Here is a 21,072-nt window from a genome sequence, read left to right as displayed (position 1 = left end):
TTCAGGAGTCGGCTAGTGCAGTTCACAGGGGGCCGACGCTGCCCCGTGATTTGCCGGACGAGGATCGGCGTGGGATTCAACACAGCCATGGACCGTGCCGTGTGTGTGGGTGTAGTTATGTTCATGGGGCTCACCAAGGGCCAGAGGGAGGGCCAGTCCGAGAACCAGGGCTGCGGAAAGCCGCAAACGGTCGTGCGCATGGAACTTGAGTTCGGGTAGCAGGTCGCTGCAGGCAATGCATAAGAAGGCTCCCGCGCTGAACGCCAGCATGCACCCCAACACTTCGGAATGCGGATCCGCCGGGGATCCCAAGCCCAAGAAGGTAACCAGCAACGCGGCCGGGGTGACCGAGGCGATGGCGAGGTTGAGGCTCCACTTGAGCCTGTTGGTACCGCCTGCGCGGTGGACGAGAGTTAACAGGGCCGCGGCATCGAAGGGTTTGTGGAGAATGATCGCCAGGGCCATACCGAGCCCGAGTGCGCTGTCACCCGTGTGGGCGTGCAGATTGATTGCGGCACCGAGCGTGATGCCGTCGATCGTGGAGTGAAGCGACAGACCCAGGGCCACTGCGATCCACGAGACCCGGTGGGACAGAACGGGCGCATGGGGGGTCGAATTGGCGGTTCCGGACGGCGGGCTGGCGCCCTCACCTGATACCGCGACCTCATGATCGTGATAGCCGAGGACTCGTTGTAGGAAGAACAGGGTCAGAAAGCCGCCCAGGGTCCATCCCATGGCCGCATGCACGGAAGAAAGACACGAGATGGAATGCGGGATGAGGTGGATCAGGACCATGCCGAGCATGAGTCCTCCAACGAAGCTGAGGGCCGTTTGCAAATGGTTGTGTGTCGGGCGCAAGAGCAGGAGCAGGCCGCCACCGACCAGGGAGGCCAGGAACGTCGCGGCCGCATACAGGCCCACGTTAGCAAGCCAGGGCAGCATGGGGAGAAACGGCGGGGATGCGGGTCTTGCTGCGGCGGCCCGGGCCGGGTTGGGCCCGAGCCGCCGAACCTTCCACCGGATTCGGTTCAACGTGTGGGAGGCACCAACACGCCATGCATGGTGATCTTGGTCGGAGTGCCCGGCAGCGGGAATACGCGCAAGGTGCGCAGCGAACCCGCCTCCAGTTCCACCACTCGCTGCCCGATGGGATCAGTGACGTAGAGCCGGCCAAGGCCTCCTGCCACGTGGGGGTGAAACTGGCCGTGATTGCTGTGGTTGGTGGTGGGCGCAATCAAAGCTCTCCGAACCCCCAGCACTTGCAGAGTCCGGGCGTTCATCTCGACGAAGTCTCCGTTGGCCAGGACCACATTGAAGGTGTTGCCGTCGGGGCCAAGTTCGTAGGCCACGGCGAATGAGTCGCCGGGAAGGGCCAGTCGTTCCATGCTCAGGTCGGTTGCAGAGATGACGAACATATCGCCGGCGGTTTCACCCTGGAAGGCCAGTCCGAAGTAGTGGTTCAGGGTCTCGTGACCGCGCAGGTCACCGATGCGGTAGCCTGCCGGCATGGTCGGCGGGTTGGGAATCATGTAGTTGGTCCACCCGTTCCCGTTGTGCCACAACAGGAGGACGCCCTCGACGAATCCGAAGGCGGCCGACCATCCGTTGCCGGCCTCACCATGCATGCGTGTATAACCGGTGGCGGTGTGGACGCGGTTGCTGGTATCAAGATCCCAAATATCAACACCGACGGGTAGGGGATTTCGGGTCTCGTGTGGATAGAGCGGATTGGGCTTGCTCACGGCAAAGAAACGGCCCGGGGGATGGGTGAAGGGCACGGCGGAACCGTGCTGGGCACCGGCATGAATGCTCTGGGGCACGTAAGCATCGCCCGCAACGGTGAGTTCCTTTTCGTGGATGAGGTCCACCCTTCCGGACAGGTCCCAGTGCAGAGTTAGCCAGTCGCCCAATGCCACGGTGTGGACGGGATTGGCACCGAGAAGGGAAACCTGCATGCGACGCACGGGTTGTTTGTAATAGTGCCAGTGGTCCCCGTGGTCCTCCACGTAGATGCCACTGTCGAACAATTCAGCCCTGCCGGCATCCAATTGCACGGCCAGGCAATAGCGCGAGGACGGTGTAGAGGCGAGACGGGCGCGGGAGCCGAGGGGAAAGAGGGCCGGGTACACGGCGCCGGTTTCGAGGTCAATCATGGACAGCGCGGCATTGGTGGCATCAGCAATGAAAAGCCGGGCCACGATGCCGGGCTCGTTCCCGGGATTGTACTCTACCCGGAGTCGGAAGAATTGTTGCGGGTGCAGAGGTTCAACATGTTCCTCCAGAATGCCGCCGGTCCCCGGTATCGGAAGTCCGAGATCGGTCCATGGTCCCGAGTCGGCGGCCACACGGTACTGGATTTGGTAACGGGTGTTGGTTTCTGACAACCAGCGCAGGACCCAATGGTCCCCGTCGTGCGCCCGGGTGATTGTCAGGCGTGGCAACTCGCCCACGTCGAACAGGTAGACGGCCTCCGTGCTGGTGAGCTCCCGGCCCGTGCCGACCAGGGTGCCGGAAGCCTGGAAGGTCAGACGGTAGAATCCGGGCGCGCTGAAGACCCAGTTGACATGAATGTGGCCCCCCGCGGGGAGCGGAACATAGTCGTTCGTGTCAACGCCGTCCCGGGTGTTGATCCAGACCGTGGGTGTGCCGAAGTTGTCCAGTTGGTACACGATGAAATGACCGGGACCCTCCCAGTGCTTCAAAGTCACGCGCAGCACATCGCCGCTGAAAACGCCGGGAGCAACCTCTTCGGCCCCCAGCCCCAGGAACAGTAGATCCGGCCGCTGGGATGCCGGCAGGATCCAGAGGGCCGTACCGGGATCTCCGAGGAACGCAAATGCAGGGGCCGAGGGAACCGCGGTGCGAGCCGAAGCCGCGACCTTTAGCCACACTTCGTCCGGGTGGAACTCACCCCATTCGTCATGATGAACATGCATTTCCAGCTCACCGTCGGAGAATGCGACGCCCACGTCGGCATGTCCCGTGGCCAACCGTGGCATTTCGGAGGCCTGAAGCACGCCGGCAGCGGCCAGAGACCCTGCCAGTGTCCAGAGCCCACGTAGCGGCCGTGGGCGGCTTCGGGAGATCCCGGGGCCCGTATCCATGCCGGCTTGCGAACGATGGCAGGGTGGAAGGTTCGTTCCAGTTTGTGCTTTGGGGTTTGCGCTGTGTGTTGTTTTTGATGTCCTCATGGATTCTCTCGTGGTTGCTGGGTTTGATGACTTGGAACCCGGACGGGGATGAACCGGCTGCTTCGGGCCGTTGGGGAAGGGCAACCGCCCCCTCACGGCAGCCAAAGCCGGGTTCAAACCCGCCCGGAAAGTGAGTGTGGAGGCTTGCATACGTGACATTTATTGCGGTGGCCGTGCAAAGTTGTCTCCGGCCTCGATGCGCATCCGGAGTACTCGTGCCGGAATGGTCTCCACATGACCGTCGGCAAACAGATAGTTTGCCGACGCACCGTGGCGGTCGGGTTGGATATCGGCGAGGACGTTGCTCCAGGAGCGCCAGTTGCGGGAGTGGGTGTGGTCGTTGTAGATGCTGATGCCGGCCGAATTGGCGATCTCAAAAACGGTGATGGTCTGGGCGGGTTTCGGCAGAGCGTCCAGTTTGCGGAAGCTTTCGACAATGGCTCCAAAGGGGTCTCGCAGATCCACCGCGATGAACTCGTTGAGGGTGTAACTGGTGGTGCGGTTGGCGAGCCGCGGAGCGGCTTTGGGATCTGCCGGGCAAATGCGGATGGCATCCACACGGGCGACGTAGTCGGACAGTTGGTAGATCCAGCAGGCGTTGGTCCCCGATCCGTGGGTGGTCGTGGGCCCGTAGCCGCCGTGGTCATCGGCATACATGCGCAGGGCCAGACCCAGTTGGCGGAGATTGCTGGTGCAGGCGACGCGGTGGGCTCTGGATTTGGCGCGCGCGACGGCAGGCAGGAGCAGTCCGGCCAGGATTGCGAGGATCGCAATCACGACCAGCAGTTCGATCAACGTAAATGCTCGGCGGCTTGGCGACATTGTTTGCATGGACTGTTTGCCAACGGTTGTGACGGGTTGGCCCGTGCGGGGATCGGCGTGCGGTCGGAACCCATACCGGCACGGTTGTGTGCCGGCGGGGAACGGATCGACCGCCGGACGCGGACCCGCCGCGGCTGGTGATGGTTGGCCGGCGGAGGGTGGCCGTGGAGGGTTCAGCGGGGGGATACCGGTGGGGCCCGGTTCCGATGCCGTCCCTTCCACGAGCGGGCGGGAGGAGCTGGATGTGGGGGCGGCGAGGCGGAGAAGTGGTGGGGCGGAGATGGGGCGGCGACGAGGGTGAAGGTGGTCTCGATACCGCCTTGTGACAAAAGGGTGGCCAGGCAGTGATGGTCCGGCGAGAGGGCCCCGGCGCCGTGAAGGTCGTGGTGGAGGACCGGCGAGGCGGCGACGAGCAGGGCCCAGAGCAGGCAGGCCACTGCCGCGAGGGTGGCCGTGTGCGTCCCGGTCAGGGCGTACCCCGGGGCGCTGGTGCAGCGGCCCGGCCGGGCCGTTGTCGCGGGTTGCCACCCGGCATGTTGCAAATGCAACTGCATTGCATTAGCAATAAAGCAGAGGTCGGTCGGAAACGCAAGCCCCGAACAAGAAACCCGTGTGGAGCATCCGCACCGGGCCGAAACGGCGGAATCGGGAGGACCGGGATTCGCCGGCCCGGGGCCGGGCGTTCAGATCGGCCGGCTTTCATATGGGACCGCCGGCCGGCATCTGCACAATGGCGAAGGGAGGTTCCGGCTTTGCCCTCAGTTTCGGGAATCACCGTCGTTTCGTTTGGCCGAAAGTCCAGAAGCGGTGGGAACAGACCGGCGATGGTCAAGCGGTGGGTGGCCGGCTGTTTGGGCGACTCGGGTCGCGACCGGGTCCGGTGGTGCAGAAGTGGGAGGGGATCATTCGGTTCTGACTACTGAGCAGGGCGGCGGCGATCCGGGCGGACCATGGTACCGGGACTGTGCTGCGGAGAGCCCGCTGTGCGGGTGCTTTGACACCGCGGGCAGATCCCGAAAAACTCCAGCCGGTGTTCGATTTCGGTGTAGCCGTGGTCGCGGGCGAGAGAAGCCTCAAAGCGGGAGAGTTCACAACCCTCAACCTTGAGGATACGGCCGCAGCGTTTGCAAAAGAGATGATGGTGGTGATGCGTGTGCTGATCGTCCCCGGCGAGTTCAAATCGGGTTTGACCGTCGCCCAGTTCGACGCGGCGCACCAGGCCCATGTTTTCGAACAGTGCGATGGAGCGGTAGACAGTGGCCAGGTTGCATGCGCGGCGGCCCAGCGACCGGGCGATTTCTTGCGCTGTCGAGGGGCGGCCCAGTTGCGCCATGGCTTCCAGGACGCGCTGTCGGGAACGGGTGACACGTCCCCCCTGGCTGCGCAGGAGGTCCATCCAGTGGGCCGGCAGAGTTTGGGCGCAACAGGTCTGCGGGTCCGGTTCCATAGACAATGCCAGCTTACGTTGGGAGGGAAACCTTTCCAAGAGGCAACCTGCATGCGACGCGCGCCTTTTTGCCGGGTCGGAGTGGTGGGGTGTGAAGGAGTGGCCCCCGGGACACCTCCTGGTCGTCGGTCGACGTAAGGTCCGGCCCTTGGGGAGGGGCGGCGCGAAATGCGCGAGCACTTGTGGCGGTGCAAGCTCGGGCCGGCATTTCCGGGAGAATCAACGGTGTTACGTCAGAACCTGCACGGGTGGCGGGCGCGACCCGGATCGGCGGGGCGCTCAAGGTGGGGCCCCGGTGCAAGCCCTGCCGGAGTCCCACCTTGAACTTGTGCGCCATCCTTTCTGTGAGTTTAATCCCACCGTGTGGTTGGGAGGGGTTGCCGGGCCACCGACTGCGGCGCGTGGCTTTTGAGGTCGGTGCCCGGCAGCCGGCCGCGTGATCATGAGGCCATGAAGATCTGCAGGTGGCTCGTGTGGGATTTTTCGAGAATTCTGCAAGGAGAGTTTTGCCGGCCGCTACTTCAGGCGACCGATGTGAAAGGCGAGTGACAGTGTGTCTGTCGCTCTTCGGCGCTCTGCTCGGCAGCCCCTGCCGCCGCAAGCGGCATTCCATTGCGTTGCTCAAGACAGCGGGCAATGGCGTCATGACATCGCTCCGCCAGCGCTCGCCGCGTTGCCGTTTGGGCAGCGATCGGCGGCAGCACGCAGAGTTCGGCCGTCAGCCCTGACGTGCGAGCGATCGCCCACAGGGACTGCCACAGCGTGATCTCGCCGTCGTAAGCCGGTGCGCGGCTGGGATGGCCCCGCCGGTCGACATAACGCAACATGAGCGGCACGACCGGCGCGGCGGCATCGACCGCGCTCTGGAACAACGCGGCATGAAACGGCAAGACACGGCCGCCGCGGCTGGTTGTACCCTCGGGGAATACTGCAACGGAACCGCCGGCCCGCAGGCGGTCGCTAATCTCTTCACGCGTACGCTGCGCGGCGGCGCGCGAGCCGCGTTTGAGAAAGATCGTCTCGGTATGCGCACACAGCCAGCCGATCAGTGGCCACCGCTTCACATCGTCTTTCGCGACGAAGGCCGCCGGCGCCAGAGCATTGATGACAAAGATGTCGAGCCAGGAGATATGGTTGGACACCAGCAGCCCGCCGGGGAGCGAGGTCTCCCGGTTGACGCTGAGTCTCACCCCCAGTATTTGGAGCAGCTGGCGCGACCAGCACTGTTTGAGCCAGCGCTTCAAGCGCAGGTCTATCCACGGATAGACGAGCGCGACCATCGCCACGCCCCACACCAAGTGCAGACCCACGCGCGTGAGCCGGAAGGCGGCGCGCACCTCCGCGCAAAGCGTCTTCATTTTTGCCGCTCCACGAAATGTTTCGCATAGCGCGCATCGACCCTGCTTATCGGCAGCAAGATCAGCAGGTCGGCCGTGTTGAAGTCGGGATCCCACGCGGGTTCGCCGCAAATCCAGGCCCCGGCGTGCATATAACCCTTGATCAACGGCGGGATGTTGGGATTCGGCGTTCCCACGATGTGATCCAGCGGGAGCGGGTGGCGCGGGAAGACCCGGTATTCGGGCGGCGCACGGTGCGCCGCCAACGCATGATAGACGCCTACAGCATTATGGCCGCCGTCCTTCATGCTGATGCTGGCGCAGCCGATCAGGTATTGATGGCCGTTCTCGCGCATGTAGCGCGCCAACCCCGCCCAGAGCAGGCTGATGGTCGCGCCGGTGCGGTAGTCCGGGTCGATGCAGGAACGGCCGACTTCGACCATATGGGGGCGCAAGGGGGCCAGGTTTGTGAGATCGAACTCGTTTTCCGAATAGTAGCCAACCTTACGTGCCGCCTGCGGCGGCAGGATGCGGTAGGTGCCAACGATGCGGCCATTGGCTTCGTCGCGCACGATCAGATGATCGCAGTAGGGGTCGTAAAAATCCTGGTCGACGCCAGGGGTGCGGCTGGTCAGCTTGGCACCGAGCTCTTCGACAAAGACGCGCCAGCGCAGCTTTTGCGCGGCGAGGATTTCGGAGGCACCCCTCGCCAACGTGACACGCAGATTCGCGCGCGGAAGTCGCTGCAGGCAGGTTTGAACTTGGGTTTCCATGTCCGGTCTCATCTCCGTGGTTAGGGTCTGCCGCAGTGTAGGCCACAGCTGTTACAACGCTGTTACATTCAGGGGTTTTTACGGAGCCGGCCGGGAAAAGAGGAAGAGAAGTCACCAATACGAACCTCTTTGCTTGCTCCTCCCTCCCTTCACCCAAGCGCACTCCGGGTGGTTGGCGGTGCCATGGCATGGTCTGGCATTCCCCGACACCATGGGCAGGCAATGCGCCCTGGCGGTCATGGCAAACCGCCATCTGTTTCCTCGATTGTGCAACCCCTTTTCTTGAATTGTCACGGCAGGTGTCATGACGCCGGGGTTACGTGTTGAGGTTCAGATAGACCTTGCCGGTCATCCATTCGTCGTCGAGCTCAGCAAGCAAGGCGGAAACGAGCTGCAGGCCCGACTCTGGATTGGGAACGATGCTCTCGCCACCCGGGTGCGACGTCGGAGCTCGCGGCTGATCCGCTTCAGGCCGTTGGTGGTGCGCAACCGCACGAGGTGAGAGGCCGGAAAGTGGAAGACGGTCAGGCTCTCGGGAATCGCCTCCTCGGCCCGTTGGGCAAGCTTGGGGTGTTCCTTGTGCCACGCCTCCAGAGCGGTTCGCAAGAGTCGTTCGGCTTCCCTCTTGTCCGGGGTATTGAAGATGGCTCGCATCCGGGCAGCAGCCGTCTTTCGGGTCTCCTTGCGGGTAACGAACTGACCGGCGTTTTGTTGCAGGTGGAACTGGCAGTGCAGTCAGGCACCGCGGGCAACACCGCCCGCCGGGGGGCCTTGAGTCCGGCTGGTCGACGGAAATGATGAGCTTCACCCCCTTCAAGCCACGGGCAAGAAGGCTTTGAAGAAACCGTCGTCAAGTGATTTCCGCTTCGGATGTGACAATCTCGCACCCTACCACGCGGCGCTTACCCGAGGTTTCGATCCCGACGGCAATCAGGACGGCGCAATCGACGATTCTTCCCTCCATGCGCACCTTCTCGTAGCGGGCGCCCAAGAAGAGATAGTGCAGCTTGCCCAAAGGCGGCTCGCGCCAGGCTTTGAGCCCCTCACCGAGCCGGGCGGCGGCGGGGCTGACCCGGGCTGAGGAGAGCTTGACCTTCGACCCCAAGAGCCGCTGTAACTCCTCGATCATCCGCCGGGTGGAGACCCCTTGGACGTACATCTCGGCAAGCGTGGGAGTGGCGAATGGCGAGTGGCGAATGGCGAGTGGCGAATGGCGAATGGTGAATGGCGAATGGTGAATGGCGAATGGTGAATGGCGAATGGTGAATGGCGAATGGTGAATGGCGAATGGTGGAGAAGATTCACCGCCTGATCGGTGCGGGTGCCTTTCTCGAGCGCAGAAGGGTAGAAGTCGCCGGATCGGACTTGCGGCACCTCGAAGGTCAGCTCGCCCAGCTTGGTCAGAACCGTTTTGGGCTTGTAGCCGTTGGCGTAGTCACGCCGGCTTGCTGTGCGGTGGTAGGGTTGGGTGCCGAGGAACTCGCTTCGCTCGATCTTGGAGGCTTCATTGACCACAATGCGCGAGGCTTCGCCCGCGCCATCGAGTTCATGCTCAAGCAACACGGCATAAGCGGCTTCGGGGGTGGTTTCAACTCGCATCGCCATGGGTATGCTCCTTTCTCCAAATCATGGCCTCAGGATCCCACCCCCGGCTGCTGGGCCCCCGACCTCAAACGCTACGCGCCTCGGTCGTTTGCCCAGCAACCCCTCCCAGCCATATGGCAGGAGCGAATTTCCAGAAGAGATGATGCACAACTTCAAGGTGGGGGCCCGGGCAGGGCATGCACCGGGGCCGGACGGGGACAAGGCCACTTGCACTTGACCGGTTCTGCTCCTGATGGGAGTGATAGTTGCATGGATGCACGGGCTGTCTTGGCGCGATTGGAGTTGGTGCAGGGGGACATCACGCGCCAGGAGGTGGACGCGATTGTCAATGCGGCCAATGAGACGCTCCTGGGCGGCGGAGGTGTGGATGGAGCGATTCACCGGGCGGCCGGGCCGGAGCTCCTGGAAGAGTGTCGCAAGCTGGGCGGTTGTCCCACGGGTCAGGCCAAAATCACCCGCGGGTACCGGTTGCCGGCACGGTACGTGATCCATGCCGTGGGCCCGGTATGGCGGGGCGGCGGGCAGAACGAGGACGAACTGCTGGCGGGTTGTTACCGGAACGCGCTACGGCTGGCGGTGGAGCATGGGTGCCGATCCGTTGCATTTCCGGCCATCAGCACGGGTGCCTACCGCTTTCCGATGGAACGAGCGGCGCGGATCGCGCTGCGTGAGATCTGCAATTTTCTGGCACAGGAGCCGAGGCTGGAAAAGGTGCGGGTGGTGTTGTTCAGCCCGGACGCTTTGGAGGTGTATCGGAGGGTTCTTTCCGAGCTGGCCGGACAGCCGCCGGGACGGTCCGGAGAGGGCACGGCTTAAGGGGCGGTTGCGTGCCGGGGCGCCGGGCGCAGGAGGTACTGATCAAACCAATCGGCAAACCGGCGGATGTCCCATGGGAGGGTCCACCAGCCGTGACCGGCGCCGTGCCGGACGATGACCTTCACCGTGGCTCCGAGCCGGGTTGCCTCCTGTTGGAAGCGCAGGGACTGATCCAGGGGCACCAGGGTGTCGGCGTCGCCGTGAATGATGAGCACCGGGGGCATGCCGGGGTGAACGTGGTAGATGGGTGAGACGCTGCGTCCGATCCCGCGCCAGACGGTCAGGTTGGTGGCCTGCGGGCCGAAAGCGCGCACGAAACTCCTGGGCGGCCCGCCGTCGCCGGGGTTCTCCGTGGAATCGCCCAGGTTGAGCAGGTCGGTGACCGGAAAGAAAACCGCCGCGGCGGCAATGGTGGGCGTTGCGTGCCCGGCCCGGGTTGATGCGGCTTCGGCGTTGCCTTCCGGACTGCAGGCGAGCATCAACGCCAGGTGTCCACCGGAACTACCGCCGGTTACGCCCAGGCGGCGGGGGTCTACGCCGTATTCGGCAGCGTGTTCATACACGTGCTGCAGTGCATGCCGGACATCTTCGACGATCTCCATCACCGTGGCTTCCGGCTGGGGCACGTGGTACACGGCGAACACGGTGTATCCGCGCCGCAGCAGGGGTGCGACCAGCCAGGGACGGAAGCTGCCCGGCCGGGATTGCCAGCCACCGCTCATCATCAGGAGCACGCCGCAGCCGTTGGGATGCGCCGGGCGGGCGACGTCGAGGGTGAGCGTATGGCCGTTGCGGGAGCCGTACGGGACACCGCGCTGCAGCTGCACCGGAGGGTGGAAATAGAGCCACAGGAGACCCGAAATGCACGTCAACAGGGCGGCACAGGTGGTTGCGACCCGGAACGCGATTCTGAGAACACTGCGAGGTTTCATGATTCGTGGGATTTCGGGTGGTTGTCCGCCGGAGCAGCCCGGGTGTCCCGGAGGTGAACCTCCGGGCTCAGCCGGGATCTGAGGTTCAGTCGGTGAATGCGGGGTTGTGTTCCGGCCGGGGTGGAGGAGGGAAAGACCACCCATGCGTCGCCGGTGGTCGGGACGAGACAGGCGAGGACGGTCAGGTCGTCCGCAGGGGTGGGCCGGTGAGGGTTGGACAGGAGCGCCTCCACCGTGGGCAGGGGCTCAACCCCGGCAGGGCCCGGGGTGGAGAGACCTGCGTTTTTGAGGGGTTGCCATACGATCGAGCCCGCCAAGGACAGGTCACGGGATGCGTCGAGCGGCCGGACCTCGACCCCGGTACGGTCTGCCGGGCAATCGACAAGGACCGCCGACCCGCTCCGGCCATCGACAAGCACGAAGGTGGAACCTCGGGCCCATGCGGCTGTGCGAAGTTGGTCCATGGCCTCGTCGCAGGTGGCGCAGCTCTCCAGCAACCGTCCCAAGGGCAAGGCCATCGGGGCACGCTGTGACGCGGGCGCCGGCCCGGTTACCCACAGCGCTGCCAGTTGCCGTTCGTTGATGCCCAATCGCCCTGCCCATAGACCGGTCAGTGCGGGGCTGGCCCATGCGAAACCCTGTTCCGGACGGTGCACCAGCCAGGTCAATCTATCGACGGGCACGAAACCGCCGGCATCTTGGAACGCGATCCCGACACACCAGACCTGTCGTCCTTCATGCTCAACAGGGGAGATCCATGGTCGTACCGGCAGTTGGTTGGCCAGTAGTTGCGCTGCGTACACCTCGGCCTCCTGCAACCCTGTGGAGAGGGACAATTCATGGACAACGGCTCCGGCTACGGAGTGCTGCGGATCCTCGCGGCCGGGTTCGAAACCGGCCACAAGGCCGGGCCACCAATGGCCGGTGACCAGCGATTGCTGAATGGCCCAGCCGTACAGCAAGGCACGAAAAGTGGACCGAGCCTGTGCGGTTCCTGCACGTGCCAGGGCCCGGGCGCGCTGTCTGGTGTCCCCTTCCAGCGCCAGGACGCATTCTTCGGCGGGGGAGTCAACGGTTCCCTGGACGGTTTGTGCCGGGGGCCATGCCGTGGGTGGCCGGCGGTGTTCCTCGAGGCCGAAGGGTTTGCCGGAGGGTGTTGTCTCCCACCACCAGTTCCAGTGTTCGGCCAAAATCCGCAGTGGTACGTCCCGGACGTGATGGCTCGGGGGCGCGTGCAGATCCGCTTCCTGTGGGGGTGCCGGGGACCGGATCCACCATTCGCTGCATTGCAGAAGGGCCCGGGCGGATTCATGCGGTGCGATGATTTCGACGCGCTCCGGCAGGCCGTCCAGGCGTCTCAGCCAGAGGCGGACTTCGCCGTCGGGCAGCGCGCCGGCGCGCACGACGCGGGGTTGGGGCCGCACCCGCAGTGCAAGGAGATCGGACGGGGTGTTGGTGATCTCGTGGATGGGGTCCACTTGGAGGGTGAGCACGGCCATCCAGACCTTGCCCGGCGGGACGGGGGAGCGGATGGGTGAAAGTCCAACTGCGGCGGTTGTGTCGGGGGGTGACGGCGGCCATGGGATTTCCTGTCGACCGCGGAATCCCCATCCATGGGTGAGGTTGTGGACTTCGAGCCGGTTACCCTCGCGCAACCACAGGATGTTGGCTCCGCCGGGACCTCGCCCTTCGAGGCGGATTTGGTCGGGTGGCTGAAAGGTCAGTCGGAGATCGGCTCCCTGCCATGGTTTCCAGTGGCCGTGTGCTTCGGGCACCTGGATGCGGCAGGAGATGGTGATGGCGTTGGTGCCGGGGCCGGACTCGAGGAGGCCGACCCATTGGACCATGGCGCCGGCCAGGCGCCGACGCGGCTCCGGAAAGAGCAGGAGGTACAGTGTCAGGGCGAGGATGGCGGCAACGCCGAAAGCCAGGCACACCCAGCCCCAGAGAATCCCGCTTCCAGGGTGTCGTGAGGGTGTGGGCGGCGCTGGTTCGGGACCGTTCTGCGGGGTCATTCGAGGCGCAGTTCGGCACTGCGGGCGTGGGCGGAAAGGCCTTCACGACGGGCCATCTCCTGAACCGTGGGGAGCGCCTTGCGGAGGGCGGTCCGGTCATACGTGACCATGCTGGTACGGCGCTGGAACTGGTCCACGGTCAATCCCGCAAAGGACAGTCCGGCTCCGCCCGTCGGCAACGTATGACTGGGCCCCGCCACGTAATCGCCCAGGACCGTGGGTGACCACGGACCGAGAAACAGAGCCCCGGCCGTGCGGATGCCCTCGGCGACGCGGGCCGGCTGCCGGGTGTGCACCTCGCAATGTTCGGGTGCCAGGCGGTTGGCCACCGCCACCGCCGACTCCAGGTCCCGCACCTGGATCAGCCAGGTGTTCTTTTCCAGCACCTTTTCGATCCATTCGCGGCGTTCCAGGGCCTTGACCTGTTTGCGCAGTTCCCGTTCCACCGCCCGCAAAACCCGGCCGGAAGTGGTCACCAGCCACACCCGCTCTTCTCCCGAGCCGTGTTCGGCCTGGGCCAGCATGTCGGCCGCGGCCAGGCGCGGATCGGCTGAATCATCCGCCACCACCAGCACCTCGCTGGGGCCCGGCAGAAGGTCAATGGCGACCTGGCCGACCAGCAACCGCTTGGCCATGACCACGTAGGCGTTGCCCGGTCCGAAGATCTTTTGGACGGGCCGGAGGGTGGCGGTGCCGTATGCCATGGCCGCGATGGCCTGGGCGCCGCCCACCCGATAGATCTCGGTGGCGCCCGCCACGGTGGCAGCGTACAGCAGGGCCGGATCAATCACGCCCTCCCGATTGCACGGGGTGCACACCACAATTTCGGGGCAACCCGCCACTTTGGCCAGGGGGATGGTCATCAGGGCCGTGGAGATCAGTGGCGCCCTGCCCCCGGGGATGTAAATGCCCACCCGCTGGAAAGGGTCAAACTTTTCACCGACGACCGCGCCATGCGAGTTGCGCATTTGCCAGTTGCGCCGCTTGGAACGGCGTGCAAAGGCGGTGACATTGCGGAGCACCTCCCGCACGGCATTGCGCAGGGCTGGATCGGCTTGGAGGGCGGCGGTCATGCGCTCGGCATCGGTCACGGCCAGTTGGTCCGCCCTCAACCGGGCGCCGTCGAACCGCTCGGTAAATTCCAGCAGGGCAGCGTCGCCGCGGTCCCGAACCGCGTCGAGGATCTCGCGGGTTCGCCGTTCGATTTCAGGGTCAAACAGGCTGGATGCCGCGCAGGCTTCGGCCAGGCGCAGGGCAAAGTCCGGGTCCCGATCTCGAATGATTTGCATCGCCGGACAGCCTAAGGGAATCCATGGCAGCGAGTCAAAACGACATGCCGGCCGGCCGTTTCACTTGGGGACTTGCTTGCAGGGCAAGAGCGCCCAAACGCAGGGCCGGCAGAGCCTTGGGAGGATGTGCCCGGGAAGCTCCGGGCCATCGACTTTTCATGGACAGGGCGATGCGTTCCACAGGTGGTGTGCCAGGGTGGCTTTTGCGTGAAACTGACGCCGCTGGCGCGAATTTTTTGCATGGGAACGACGTGGGGTGGGGTGGCGCGGTGGGGAAAACCTGCGAAAACAGGCTGAAACCTGCGATTTGGGCATGGGAATGGAAGTTGGCCCGGGATTTGCTATGTATGGAGGTGCTTGGTGATTGGTTGGGTTTACAACCCGGCCGATGACCGAGCCAGGGTTGGTTGTTGAGGTGCTCTTTGAGTGCTGCCACGGAGGAATGGTGGGGTAAGGAGCACAGGCGGGCGGATGGTTTCAGTCGGGTTTTCCATCGTCAGCCCGCCGCCGGGTCGGCGGTCGTCGAACCGACTTGCTCGGGGCTGACGCCGCCGGCCCGAACTCCTCCGCCGGATTTGTTGGTGGGGAGCCACGGGTCGGTCCGCGGGGATGACCCGTCCGCGCAAAGCAGTGGGCTCGAAGGAACAGGTTGCCGATTGCGCTTTCGCGCGCTGACACGCCTGCTGCAATCCCCGCGCAATGACGGGGAGCCCAAATCTGGGTGCAATGCCCTTGGGTTCCCCGTCTTTTTTTGAGACGCGCAGTCAGCGGGTGCTGCCCGGATTTGCACCTCCACAGACGCGTTTTTGCTCCCTTTTCGTTCCGGAGGCTGGCCGGGGCTTTGGGCCGGGAGGAGGTGTGCGTGGCGGATTCGGATTTGCCATTCCGGCAGTTGTCTGGCACATGAAGGCCCGTTTATGCACCGGTACATCTGCATCGGGCTTGCACTTCTCGGGTTGAGCGGGTGCGGCAAGCGGGACGAGGTCAAACCAACCCGGGTACTCGTGCACTGGCATTTTGCCGGCCCGCAAACCCTCCAAACCCTGCAACCGACCGAGTCCGCCCGGTTGTGGGCTCAACCGGAGACCCGGGCGCTGTGGAACCAGACGTTGGACAAGCTGGCGCGTGCGCCACGTCGCTGGGGGCTGGATCCGGATCAATCGGCGGAGTTGGTCCGGCCTCTGATGGCGGATCTGTTCCGGACGGAACATGCTTTCCAGTGGCAGGAGACCGGCGGCACGACCACCGAATGGATTCTTGCAGTTCGTCTGGAGCCGGGCTCGATGGGGCTTTGGCAGACCAACCTGCATCGCCTGTTCCTGGGTTGGACCCGCCAGGAACCCGTGCCCGAGCCTGAGTGGGGCGGTGTTCGGTGGCCGGCGCCCGCCGGCACCGGTATCCGGCAGATTTTGCTGGCCCGGGGCGATGGCTGGCTGGTTTTGGCCGGCGGCCCGGACGAGCTGCCGTTGGCCCGCGGCTGGCTGCGCGAGATTCAAACCAGGCATCGGCCACTGCCACAGGCCACTCAACACTGGGCGCGATTGCGGGTGGACTGGCCCGCGCTCGAGCGGCGACTGCCCGCTTGGTTGAAGGAGTTGGGGCTGCCTTTGACCGACACGTTGGCGACGGTCTCGGGCCAACAGATTCAATTCCGGACGGAACTGCAGTTCTCCAAACCGCACGGTTGGGAGCCGGTGCCATGGTTGTTCCCGTCCAACCTCATTCGCGAGCCGTTGGTTGGTTTCTGTGCGGCGCGCGGGCTTGCGCCGCGGCTTCGACCCTGGTTGGAACGGGCCGGCCTCAAGCTGTCGCCGGTGCCCAACCAGGTTTGTGCCTGGTCACTGGGGGCCGCACCTTTCCAAATCTTCCTGAGCGTGCCGGTCAGCGACGCCACCAACACCATGCGCGAGCTGTGCCGGGTTCTGCCCCCCTGGTTCAACACCAACAGCCAGGGCCGCGCCCTCGGTTGGTGGGTGGTTCCCACCAACCTGCCGGCCATCACCTGGGAAGGCATGCCCTTCTTTGGCGCGTTTTGTCGGCCGGCATTCGAGGAGCCGCGCCAGGGCTTCATTTTTGCCGGCTTGTTTCCCAACAGCCCGGCCCGGCAATCCCCGCCGCCCGAGCTTTATCACCAGATCCTCAGCCGAACGAACCTGGTCTATTATGACTGGGAACTGGGCGGGGAACGGGTGAGGAGCTGGCAACTGTTGAGCCAGGTGGTCCTCCTCTTGGCGGACCGCCGCCAGCTGGATCCCTCCACGCCCGGGGCCCGCTGGATGAGCATGCTCAGCACCAATGTCGGAAACGTGGGAACCTCCCTGGTCGTCACGGGCCCCGACCGGATGTTGCTGACCCGCACGGCTCCCCTGGGCCTGACGGGATTGGAGACGGTTCTGTTGGCCCATTGGTTGGAGGCACCGGGTTTTCCTTGGGGTTGGGATTGGCCGCCCATGCCGCAACCCCGGCGGCACCCCGCTGCGACGGGCCCGCAAAAGGGATCGTGAGACCATGCTGAAGCTCGGCGTCAACATTGATCACGTGGCCACCTTGCGTCAGGCCCGGTATCGAGGGCGCGACCACGGCGAACCCGATCCCGTGGAGGCTGCGCGCATTTGTGAAGAGGCCGGCGCCCACGGGATCACCTGTCACCTGCGGGAAGACCGTCGGCATATCGTCGACCGGGATGTGTACGCCCTCCGACGGGTCGTTCGAACCCGGTTGAACCTCGAGATGGCCAACACACCGGAGATCGTGGCCATCGCGCTGAATGTCAAACCGGACATCGTTTGCATCGTGCCCGAACGGCGCGAGGAGGTGACCACCGAGGGCGGCCTGGACGTGGTGGCCCAGGAACCCGTCCTCACGGAGACCCGGCGCCGAATGAACGATGCGGGGATCGAGGTGAGTCTCTTCATCGCGCCGGATCCGCGTCAGATCGAGGCCGCGGCGCGCGTTGGTGCCCAGTTTGTGGAATTGCACACCGGACAGTTTGCCGAGGCATTCGCCGATCCGCACCGACGCGAGGTGGAACTGGCCCGGCTGATCGAGGGGGCCCGCATGGCCCATCAGTTGGGCTTGCGGGTGAACGCCGGCCATGGACTGAACTACGAAAACGTGCGCGCCCTTTATCGCGTGCCGTACCTGGTCGAGCTGAACATCGGCCACAGCATCATCAGCCGGGCGGTGTTCACCGGTCTGGCCCGGGCCGTGCGCGACATGCTGGAGGCGATGGCCGGCTATCCGGAGCACAACCCTGAAACCTCGTGACCCGTCGCAATGGCCCTTCGAGCACAGCCATGATTCTGGGCGTTGGCATTGACCTGATTGAAGTGGACCGCATCCGTGCCAGCCAGGCCCGGTTCGGCGACCGGTTTTTGCGCCGGATTCTGTTGCCCGACGAGATTGATTATTGCCTGGCGCAGCGTGATCCCGGGCCTTTCCTGGCCGCGCGCTTTGCTGCCAAGGAGGCCATCTCGAAGGCTTTCGGCACCGGCATCGGCGCGCAGTTGGGATGGCTCGACATGGAGGTGCGGCATCGCGACAGTGGCGAGCCCTTTGTGGTCCTGCATGGCAAGGCCGTTTCCCTGCTGGAGCGGCGCGGCGGCACGGCGGTGCTCCTGAGCATCAGTCACACCCGGCAACATGCCACCGCCGTGGCCGTGCTGATCCGTGAATGACAAGGCCGGCCGACTCCCTCACCGACCCTGCTCGAACCGCACCTGATCCAGTTGCCGGAGCACACGGCACAGCGCATCCAGGTGGGGGGTGGGAATGCCGGCCTGCCGGGCCAGGCGTCCGGGTTCCTCGAACAGGCTTTCCAGCTCCAGTGGCAGGCCCTTCTCGAAATCCAGCAACGTGGACGCCTTGTACGGGCCCATCGCCCGGGTCCGGCTGATCATCTCTTCCACCAGAGAATCCTCGAGCGGGTGCCCCAGCGCGCGCGCCACCGCGATGACCTCCCTCATGAGTTGCTGCACGCGTTCGAGCCCCACCGGATTCGACAGCAACTCCTCCGTGGTGACACAATCCCGCCGCTGCAAGGCCACCGGCCCGCGGTATCCGGGTTCCAATGCTTTCCATCCCGCCGCTGCCGCCACCCCCAGCCCGTTGAACGGGATATTCCAGACCAGCTTCTCCCAGTGGGCACGGTCGAGGTCATCCGTCACCCGGCAGGGCACGCCCACCATGCCCCAACGGTGGGCCAGGGCGTGAAGGCGCGGTCCTGCGGGTCGGCGGTATTCCCCCAGCACGACAAGGCCGTGGGCGATGTGTCGTATCACGCCCGGTTCGATGCGGTTGAGACAGACGAAACACAGCCCGCCCAGGACCTGTTCCGGCTTGAAAAGCCGGGCCAGGGCCTCCTCATTCCCCAGGCCGTTCTGCAGGGTCAAGATCGCCGTCTCCGGTCCCACCAGAGGGGGCAACAAGCGCGCAAACTGATCGTTGGCGGTCGTTTTCAACCCAATCAGCACGAGGTCCACCACGCCGATCTCGGCCGGATCCCGCGCGCACAACGGTCGCGCTGTGAAGTCCCCCAGGGGGCTGAGGATTCGGACGCCGCGGGCGCGGACCACCTCGTAATCCGATCGCAGCAAAAAGTGCACTTCCGCACCCGTTTGCCACAGACGCGCCCCGTAGTAGCTCCCCACGGCCCCGCAGCCCACAACCGCCACTTTCCAGGCCCGATTAAGTCCGCCGCGCTCCGACATGGTCCTTCACTGCGCCGCAAAAACAAAAAGGCACTCTGAAGATCCAGAGTGCCCGCGCAACATGTTCCCCAAAACCTTACTTGGCCCCCAGAATCGCGTCCTTGGCTGCCTTGGAAACCCGGAACTTCACCACGCGCTTGGCCGGGATGTTGATGATTTCGCCCGTGGCAGGGTTGCGGCCCTTGCGAGCCTTTCGGTGGACCAGCACCAGCTTGCCCAAGCCCGGCAGCGTGAAGGAATTCTTCGCCTGCTTGTAGGCCAGTTGAGCCAGTTCATCCAAAAACAGCGCGGCCTGCTTCTTGGTGATTCCGACCTTTTCGGCCAAGGTGGCTGCGATCTGGGATTTCGTGAGTGCCTTTGCCATATGAATCTTCCCGTGTTGTTTGTTCGGTTGACGATGTGTCCGACTTGCGCGGCCTATTAAAACCCGTCTGCCGGGTCCTGCAAGAGGAAAATGCGCGAAAAACCGCGTTTTTGGGGCGTTTCATGGATGCCAACACCGCCTACCAGCGTTGGACCGTGAAGAATCTCCGGTCGTCCAGCCTGGGCAATGTAACCTCCGACCAGGCCCCCTGACCGAACGCGAATTGTTCCAATCTCCATGCGCGGGAGCCAAGGTCCGCAGAGCCCAGGATCGCGTAGCGGGCCCCGGTGCAGGCCGGAAAGCGCAAGACCAGCTCCCCTGCCCGCAACGTTGCCGTGACGGGTACCGGTGGCGCCGGCTGGGGTACGCATTCCAGGTTGTCCCATAGCACGCCACCGGTGCCTGCCGCGGGGCGGGTCAGAACCACTCGAATCCTCAGGCTTTCAGCCCCTGTCGGCGCCTCCGGTTCTTCCTCCACGGCCGTGACCGCGCCGGACAAAGGGTCCACCCGGTTCGTCACCTCCAGTCGCATCCAACGGCCGTTGGTGGCGCCGGCATCGAGGAACGCCGAACGGTAAACCGCCAGCACACTGCCGGCGGCGTCTCCAAACTGCGCCTCCAACCATGTCCGTTGCCCCGACGTGAGGCCGCCCTGGGTCGGGGTCATCACCCAGCCGGCAATCCGGAACCGCCGGCCCGATGTCACGGCGAACTCCTGAAAAGCCCCTTCGGTCGCAAACGCGCCCCCGGCGGACGCCGTCAAACGGAGGGCATACGCGCCCACATGGGCCTCGGGGGACGGCCCCACCACGGAAATGTTTCCGCTCGTGGCCACCCAACCGGTGAGACGACCCTCCTCGAACCCGCCGTTCCAGAGCACGTCACCGCCGCAGCCGGCCCGAGCCGGATCCTCCCGTTGGTAGACCCGTACGTAGTCCACCAGCATGGCTTGGGGGAACACGGTGGTTTCGTCGGGACTGCCCGGCCAGTTGCCGCCCACCGCCACGTTCAGGATGAGGAAGAACGGCTGGTCGAACACCCAGGATCGCCCCGATGGCAACGAGGCCGGCGTCACACTGAAAAACAGCGTGTTGTCCACGAACCAGCGGATCCGTCCCGGGTCCCATTCCACACCGTACACATGAAAATCGTCCGCCAGTGCGCCACCGCCGGGCAGGACGTACCGGCCACTGATTCCGTTTGCGCCCGAGTAACCCGGCCCGTGGATGGTTCCATGTACCGTGTCCGGTTCCCGGCCGATGTTCTCCATGATGTCAATCTCGCCGCAGGCCGGCCAACCCACGACGGGAAAGTTGGTCCCCAGCATCCAGAACGCGGGCCACAAACCCTGACCCCGCGGCAACCGGATTCGGGCCTCGATGCGCCCGTATTGCCAGGACAGCCGCCCCTGCGTCTTCAAGCGGGCCGAGGTGTAGTTCCGCCGAGTACCGTCCGTGCCCGTGTACGTCTCCCGATGCGCCTCGATCACGAGGCAACCGTTTTCGATCCGGCAATTGTTCGTGCGATCCGTGTAGGTTTGCAGTTCGTTGTTGCCCCAGCCTCCGCCGCCCAGGTCGTACGTCCACCAGGCCGGATCCGGTCGGCTTCCCGGGGGGCCGTCAAACTCGTCCGCCCAGACCAGTCGCCAACCGGGCTTTGTCTGGGCCCACAGATCTTTGTTGCCGGGCCCGATCCAAAGCAGGGCGAGCAGGCCCGCGGCAGCCCACCGCAGGAGTCGTCGCGCAGACCTGCCCGCCCTGTGCATTCGCTCC

At 64.7% G+C, this 21,072-nt stretch carries 16 protein-coding genes and 2 pseudogenes; 4 read left to right on the top strand and 14 right to left on the bottom strand.

Annotation, left to right across the window (positions count from 1 at the left end; translation table 11 throughout):
- Positions 1–12: 12 nt before the first annotated feature.
- The 8 genes and pseudogenes from G4L39_RS14480 to G4L39_RS15505 form a co-directional block, all read right to left on the bottom strand.
- Positions 13–942 (bottom strand): ZIP family metal transporter, encoded by a 930-nt coding sequence (locus G4L39_RS14480; RefSeq protein ID WP_165109332.1) that lies wholly within the window; start codon positions 940–942, stop codon positions 13–15.
- An 86-nt stretch (positions 943–1,028) separates the two neighbouring features.
- Positions 1,029–2,990, bottom strand: coding sequence for a choice-of-anchor M domain-containing protein (locus G4L39_RS14475; protein ID WP_205881049.1), 1,962 nt, complete (start codon positions 2,988–2,990; stop codon positions 1,029–1,031).
- A gap of 360 nt (positions 2,991–3,350) precedes the next feature.
- Entirely contained in the window at positions 3,351–4,013 is a 663-nt protein-coding gene (locus G4L39_RS14470; RefSeq protein WP_165109328.1) for a prepilin-type N-terminal cleavage/methylation domain-containing protein, read from the bottom strand.
- A 916-nt stretch (positions 4,014–4,929) separates the two neighbouring features.
- Positions 4,930–5,460 (bottom strand): Fur family transcriptional regulator, encoded by a 531-nt coding sequence (locus G4L39_RS14465; protein WP_165109326.1) that lies wholly within the window; start codon positions 5,458–5,460, stop codon positions 4,930–4,932.
- 521 nt (positions 5,461–5,981) lie between these two features.
- Entirely contained in the window at positions 5,982–6,818 is an 837-nt protein-coding gene (locus G4L39_RS14460; RefSeq protein ID WP_165109324.1) for a lysophospholipid acyltransferase family protein, read from the bottom strand.
- Positions 6,815–7,570, bottom strand: coding sequence for a GNAT family N-acetyltransferase (locus tag G4L39_RS14455; protein WP_165109322.1), 756 nt, complete (start codon positions 7,568–7,570; stop codon positions 6,815–6,817). Before G4L39_RS14455 ends, G4L39_RS14460 begins: the two co-directional genes overlap by 4 nt.
- 316 nt (positions 7,571–7,886) lie before the next feature.
- Positions 7,887–8,741, bottom strand: a pseudogene (locus tag G4L39_RS14450) (IS256 family transposase); the annotation flags it as partial.
- Positions 8,742–8,866: 125 nt separating this feature from the next.
- Positions 8,867–9,175, bottom strand: a pseudogene (locus G4L39_RS15505) (transposase); the annotation flags it as partial.
- Positions 9,176–9,442: 267 nt separating this feature from the next.
- Here G4L39_RS15505 and G4L39_RS14440 point away from each other — a divergent pair.
- Entirely contained in the window at positions 9,443–9,991 is a 549-nt protein-coding gene (locus tag G4L39_RS14440; protein ID WP_165109356.1) for an O-acetyl-ADP-ribose deacetylase, read from the top strand.
- Here G4L39_RS14440 and G4L39_RS14435 read toward each other — a convergent pair.
- The 3 genes from G4L39_RS14435 to hisD are packed head-to-tail and all read right to left on the bottom strand — an operon-like array spanning position 9,988 to position 14,227.
- A complete protein-coding gene (locus G4L39_RS14435) occupies positions 9,988–10,923 on the bottom strand; it encodes an alpha/beta hydrolase fold domain-containing protein (protein ID WP_165109320.1) in 936 nt (311 codons plus the stop codon). The two genes, G4L39_RS14440 and G4L39_RS14435, sit on opposite strands and share 4 nt — an antisense overlap.
- A complete protein-coding gene (locus tag G4L39_RS14430; RefSeq protein WP_165109318.1) occupies positions 10,920–12,938 on the bottom strand; it encodes a C45 family peptidase in 2,019 nt (672 codons plus the stop codon). Before G4L39_RS14430 ends, G4L39_RS14435 begins: the two co-directional genes overlap by 4 nt.
- Complete coding sequence (gene hisD, locus G4L39_RS14425; RefSeq protein WP_165109316.1) at positions 12,935–14,227, bottom strand: histidinol dehydrogenase; 1,293 nt, start codon at positions 14,225–14,227, stop codon at positions 12,935–12,937. Before hisD ends, G4L39_RS14430 begins: the two co-directional genes overlap by 4 nt.
- A gap of 917 nt (positions 14,228–15,144) precedes the next feature.
- Here hisD and G4L39_RS14420 point away from each other — a divergent pair.
- Genes G4L39_RS14420 through acpS form a run of 3 tightly spaced genes read left to right on the top strand, consistent with a single transcriptional unit; the run spans position 15,145 to position 17,904 of the window.
- Positions 15,145–16,731, top strand: a complete 1,587-nt coding sequence (locus G4L39_RS14420; RefSeq protein ID WP_165109314.1) for a hypothetical protein — start codon at positions 15,145–15,147, stop codon at positions 16,729–16,731.
- A gap of 4 nt (positions 16,732–16,735) precedes the next feature.
- The gene (locus G4L39_RS14415; RefSeq protein ID WP_165109312.1) at positions 16,736–17,494 is read left to right on the top strand and encodes a pyridoxine 5'-phosphate synthase; all 759 of its coding nucleotides are present in this window, start codon (positions 16,736–16,738) and stop codon (positions 17,492–17,494) included.
- Positions 17,495–17,526: 32 nt separating this feature from the next.
- Positions 17,527–17,904, top strand: a complete 378-nt coding sequence (acpS, locus tag G4L39_RS14410; protein ID WP_343203343.1) for a holo-ACP synthase — start codon at positions 17,527–17,529, stop codon at positions 17,902–17,904.
- 18 nt (positions 17,905–17,922) lie between these two features.
- Here the strand turns inward: acpS and G4L39_RS14405 are convergent, their stop codons facing one another.
- The 3 genes from G4L39_RS14405 to G4L39_RS14395 form a co-directional block, all read right to left on the bottom strand.
- Positions 17,923–18,936, bottom strand: a complete 1,014-nt coding sequence (locus G4L39_RS14405; protein ID WP_165109309.1) for a 2-dehydropantoate 2-reductase — start codon at positions 18,934–18,936, stop codon at positions 17,923–17,925.
- Positions 18,937–19,012: 76 nt separating this feature from the next.
- A complete protein-coding gene (locus G4L39_RS14400; protein WP_165109307.1) occupies positions 19,013–19,300 on the bottom strand; it encodes an HU family DNA-binding protein in 288 nt (95 codons plus the stop codon).
- A gap of 139 nt (positions 19,301–19,439) precedes the next feature.
- The gene (locus G4L39_RS14395) at positions 19,440–21,065 is read right to left on the bottom strand and encodes a family 16 glycosylhydrolase (protein WP_165109305.1); all 1,626 of its coding nucleotides are present in this window, start codon (positions 21,063–21,065) and stop codon (positions 19,440–19,442) included.
- Positions 21,066–21,072: the final 7 nt, after the last annotated feature.

Source organism: Limisphaera ngatamarikiensis (assembly GCF_011044775.1).
GTDB classification, from domain to species: domain Bacteria; phylum Verrucomicrobiota; class Verrucomicrobiia; order Limisphaerales; family Limisphaeraceae; genus Limisphaera; species Limisphaera ngatamarikiensis.
This window is presented reverse-complemented; position numbering and strand designations above follow the sequence as displayed.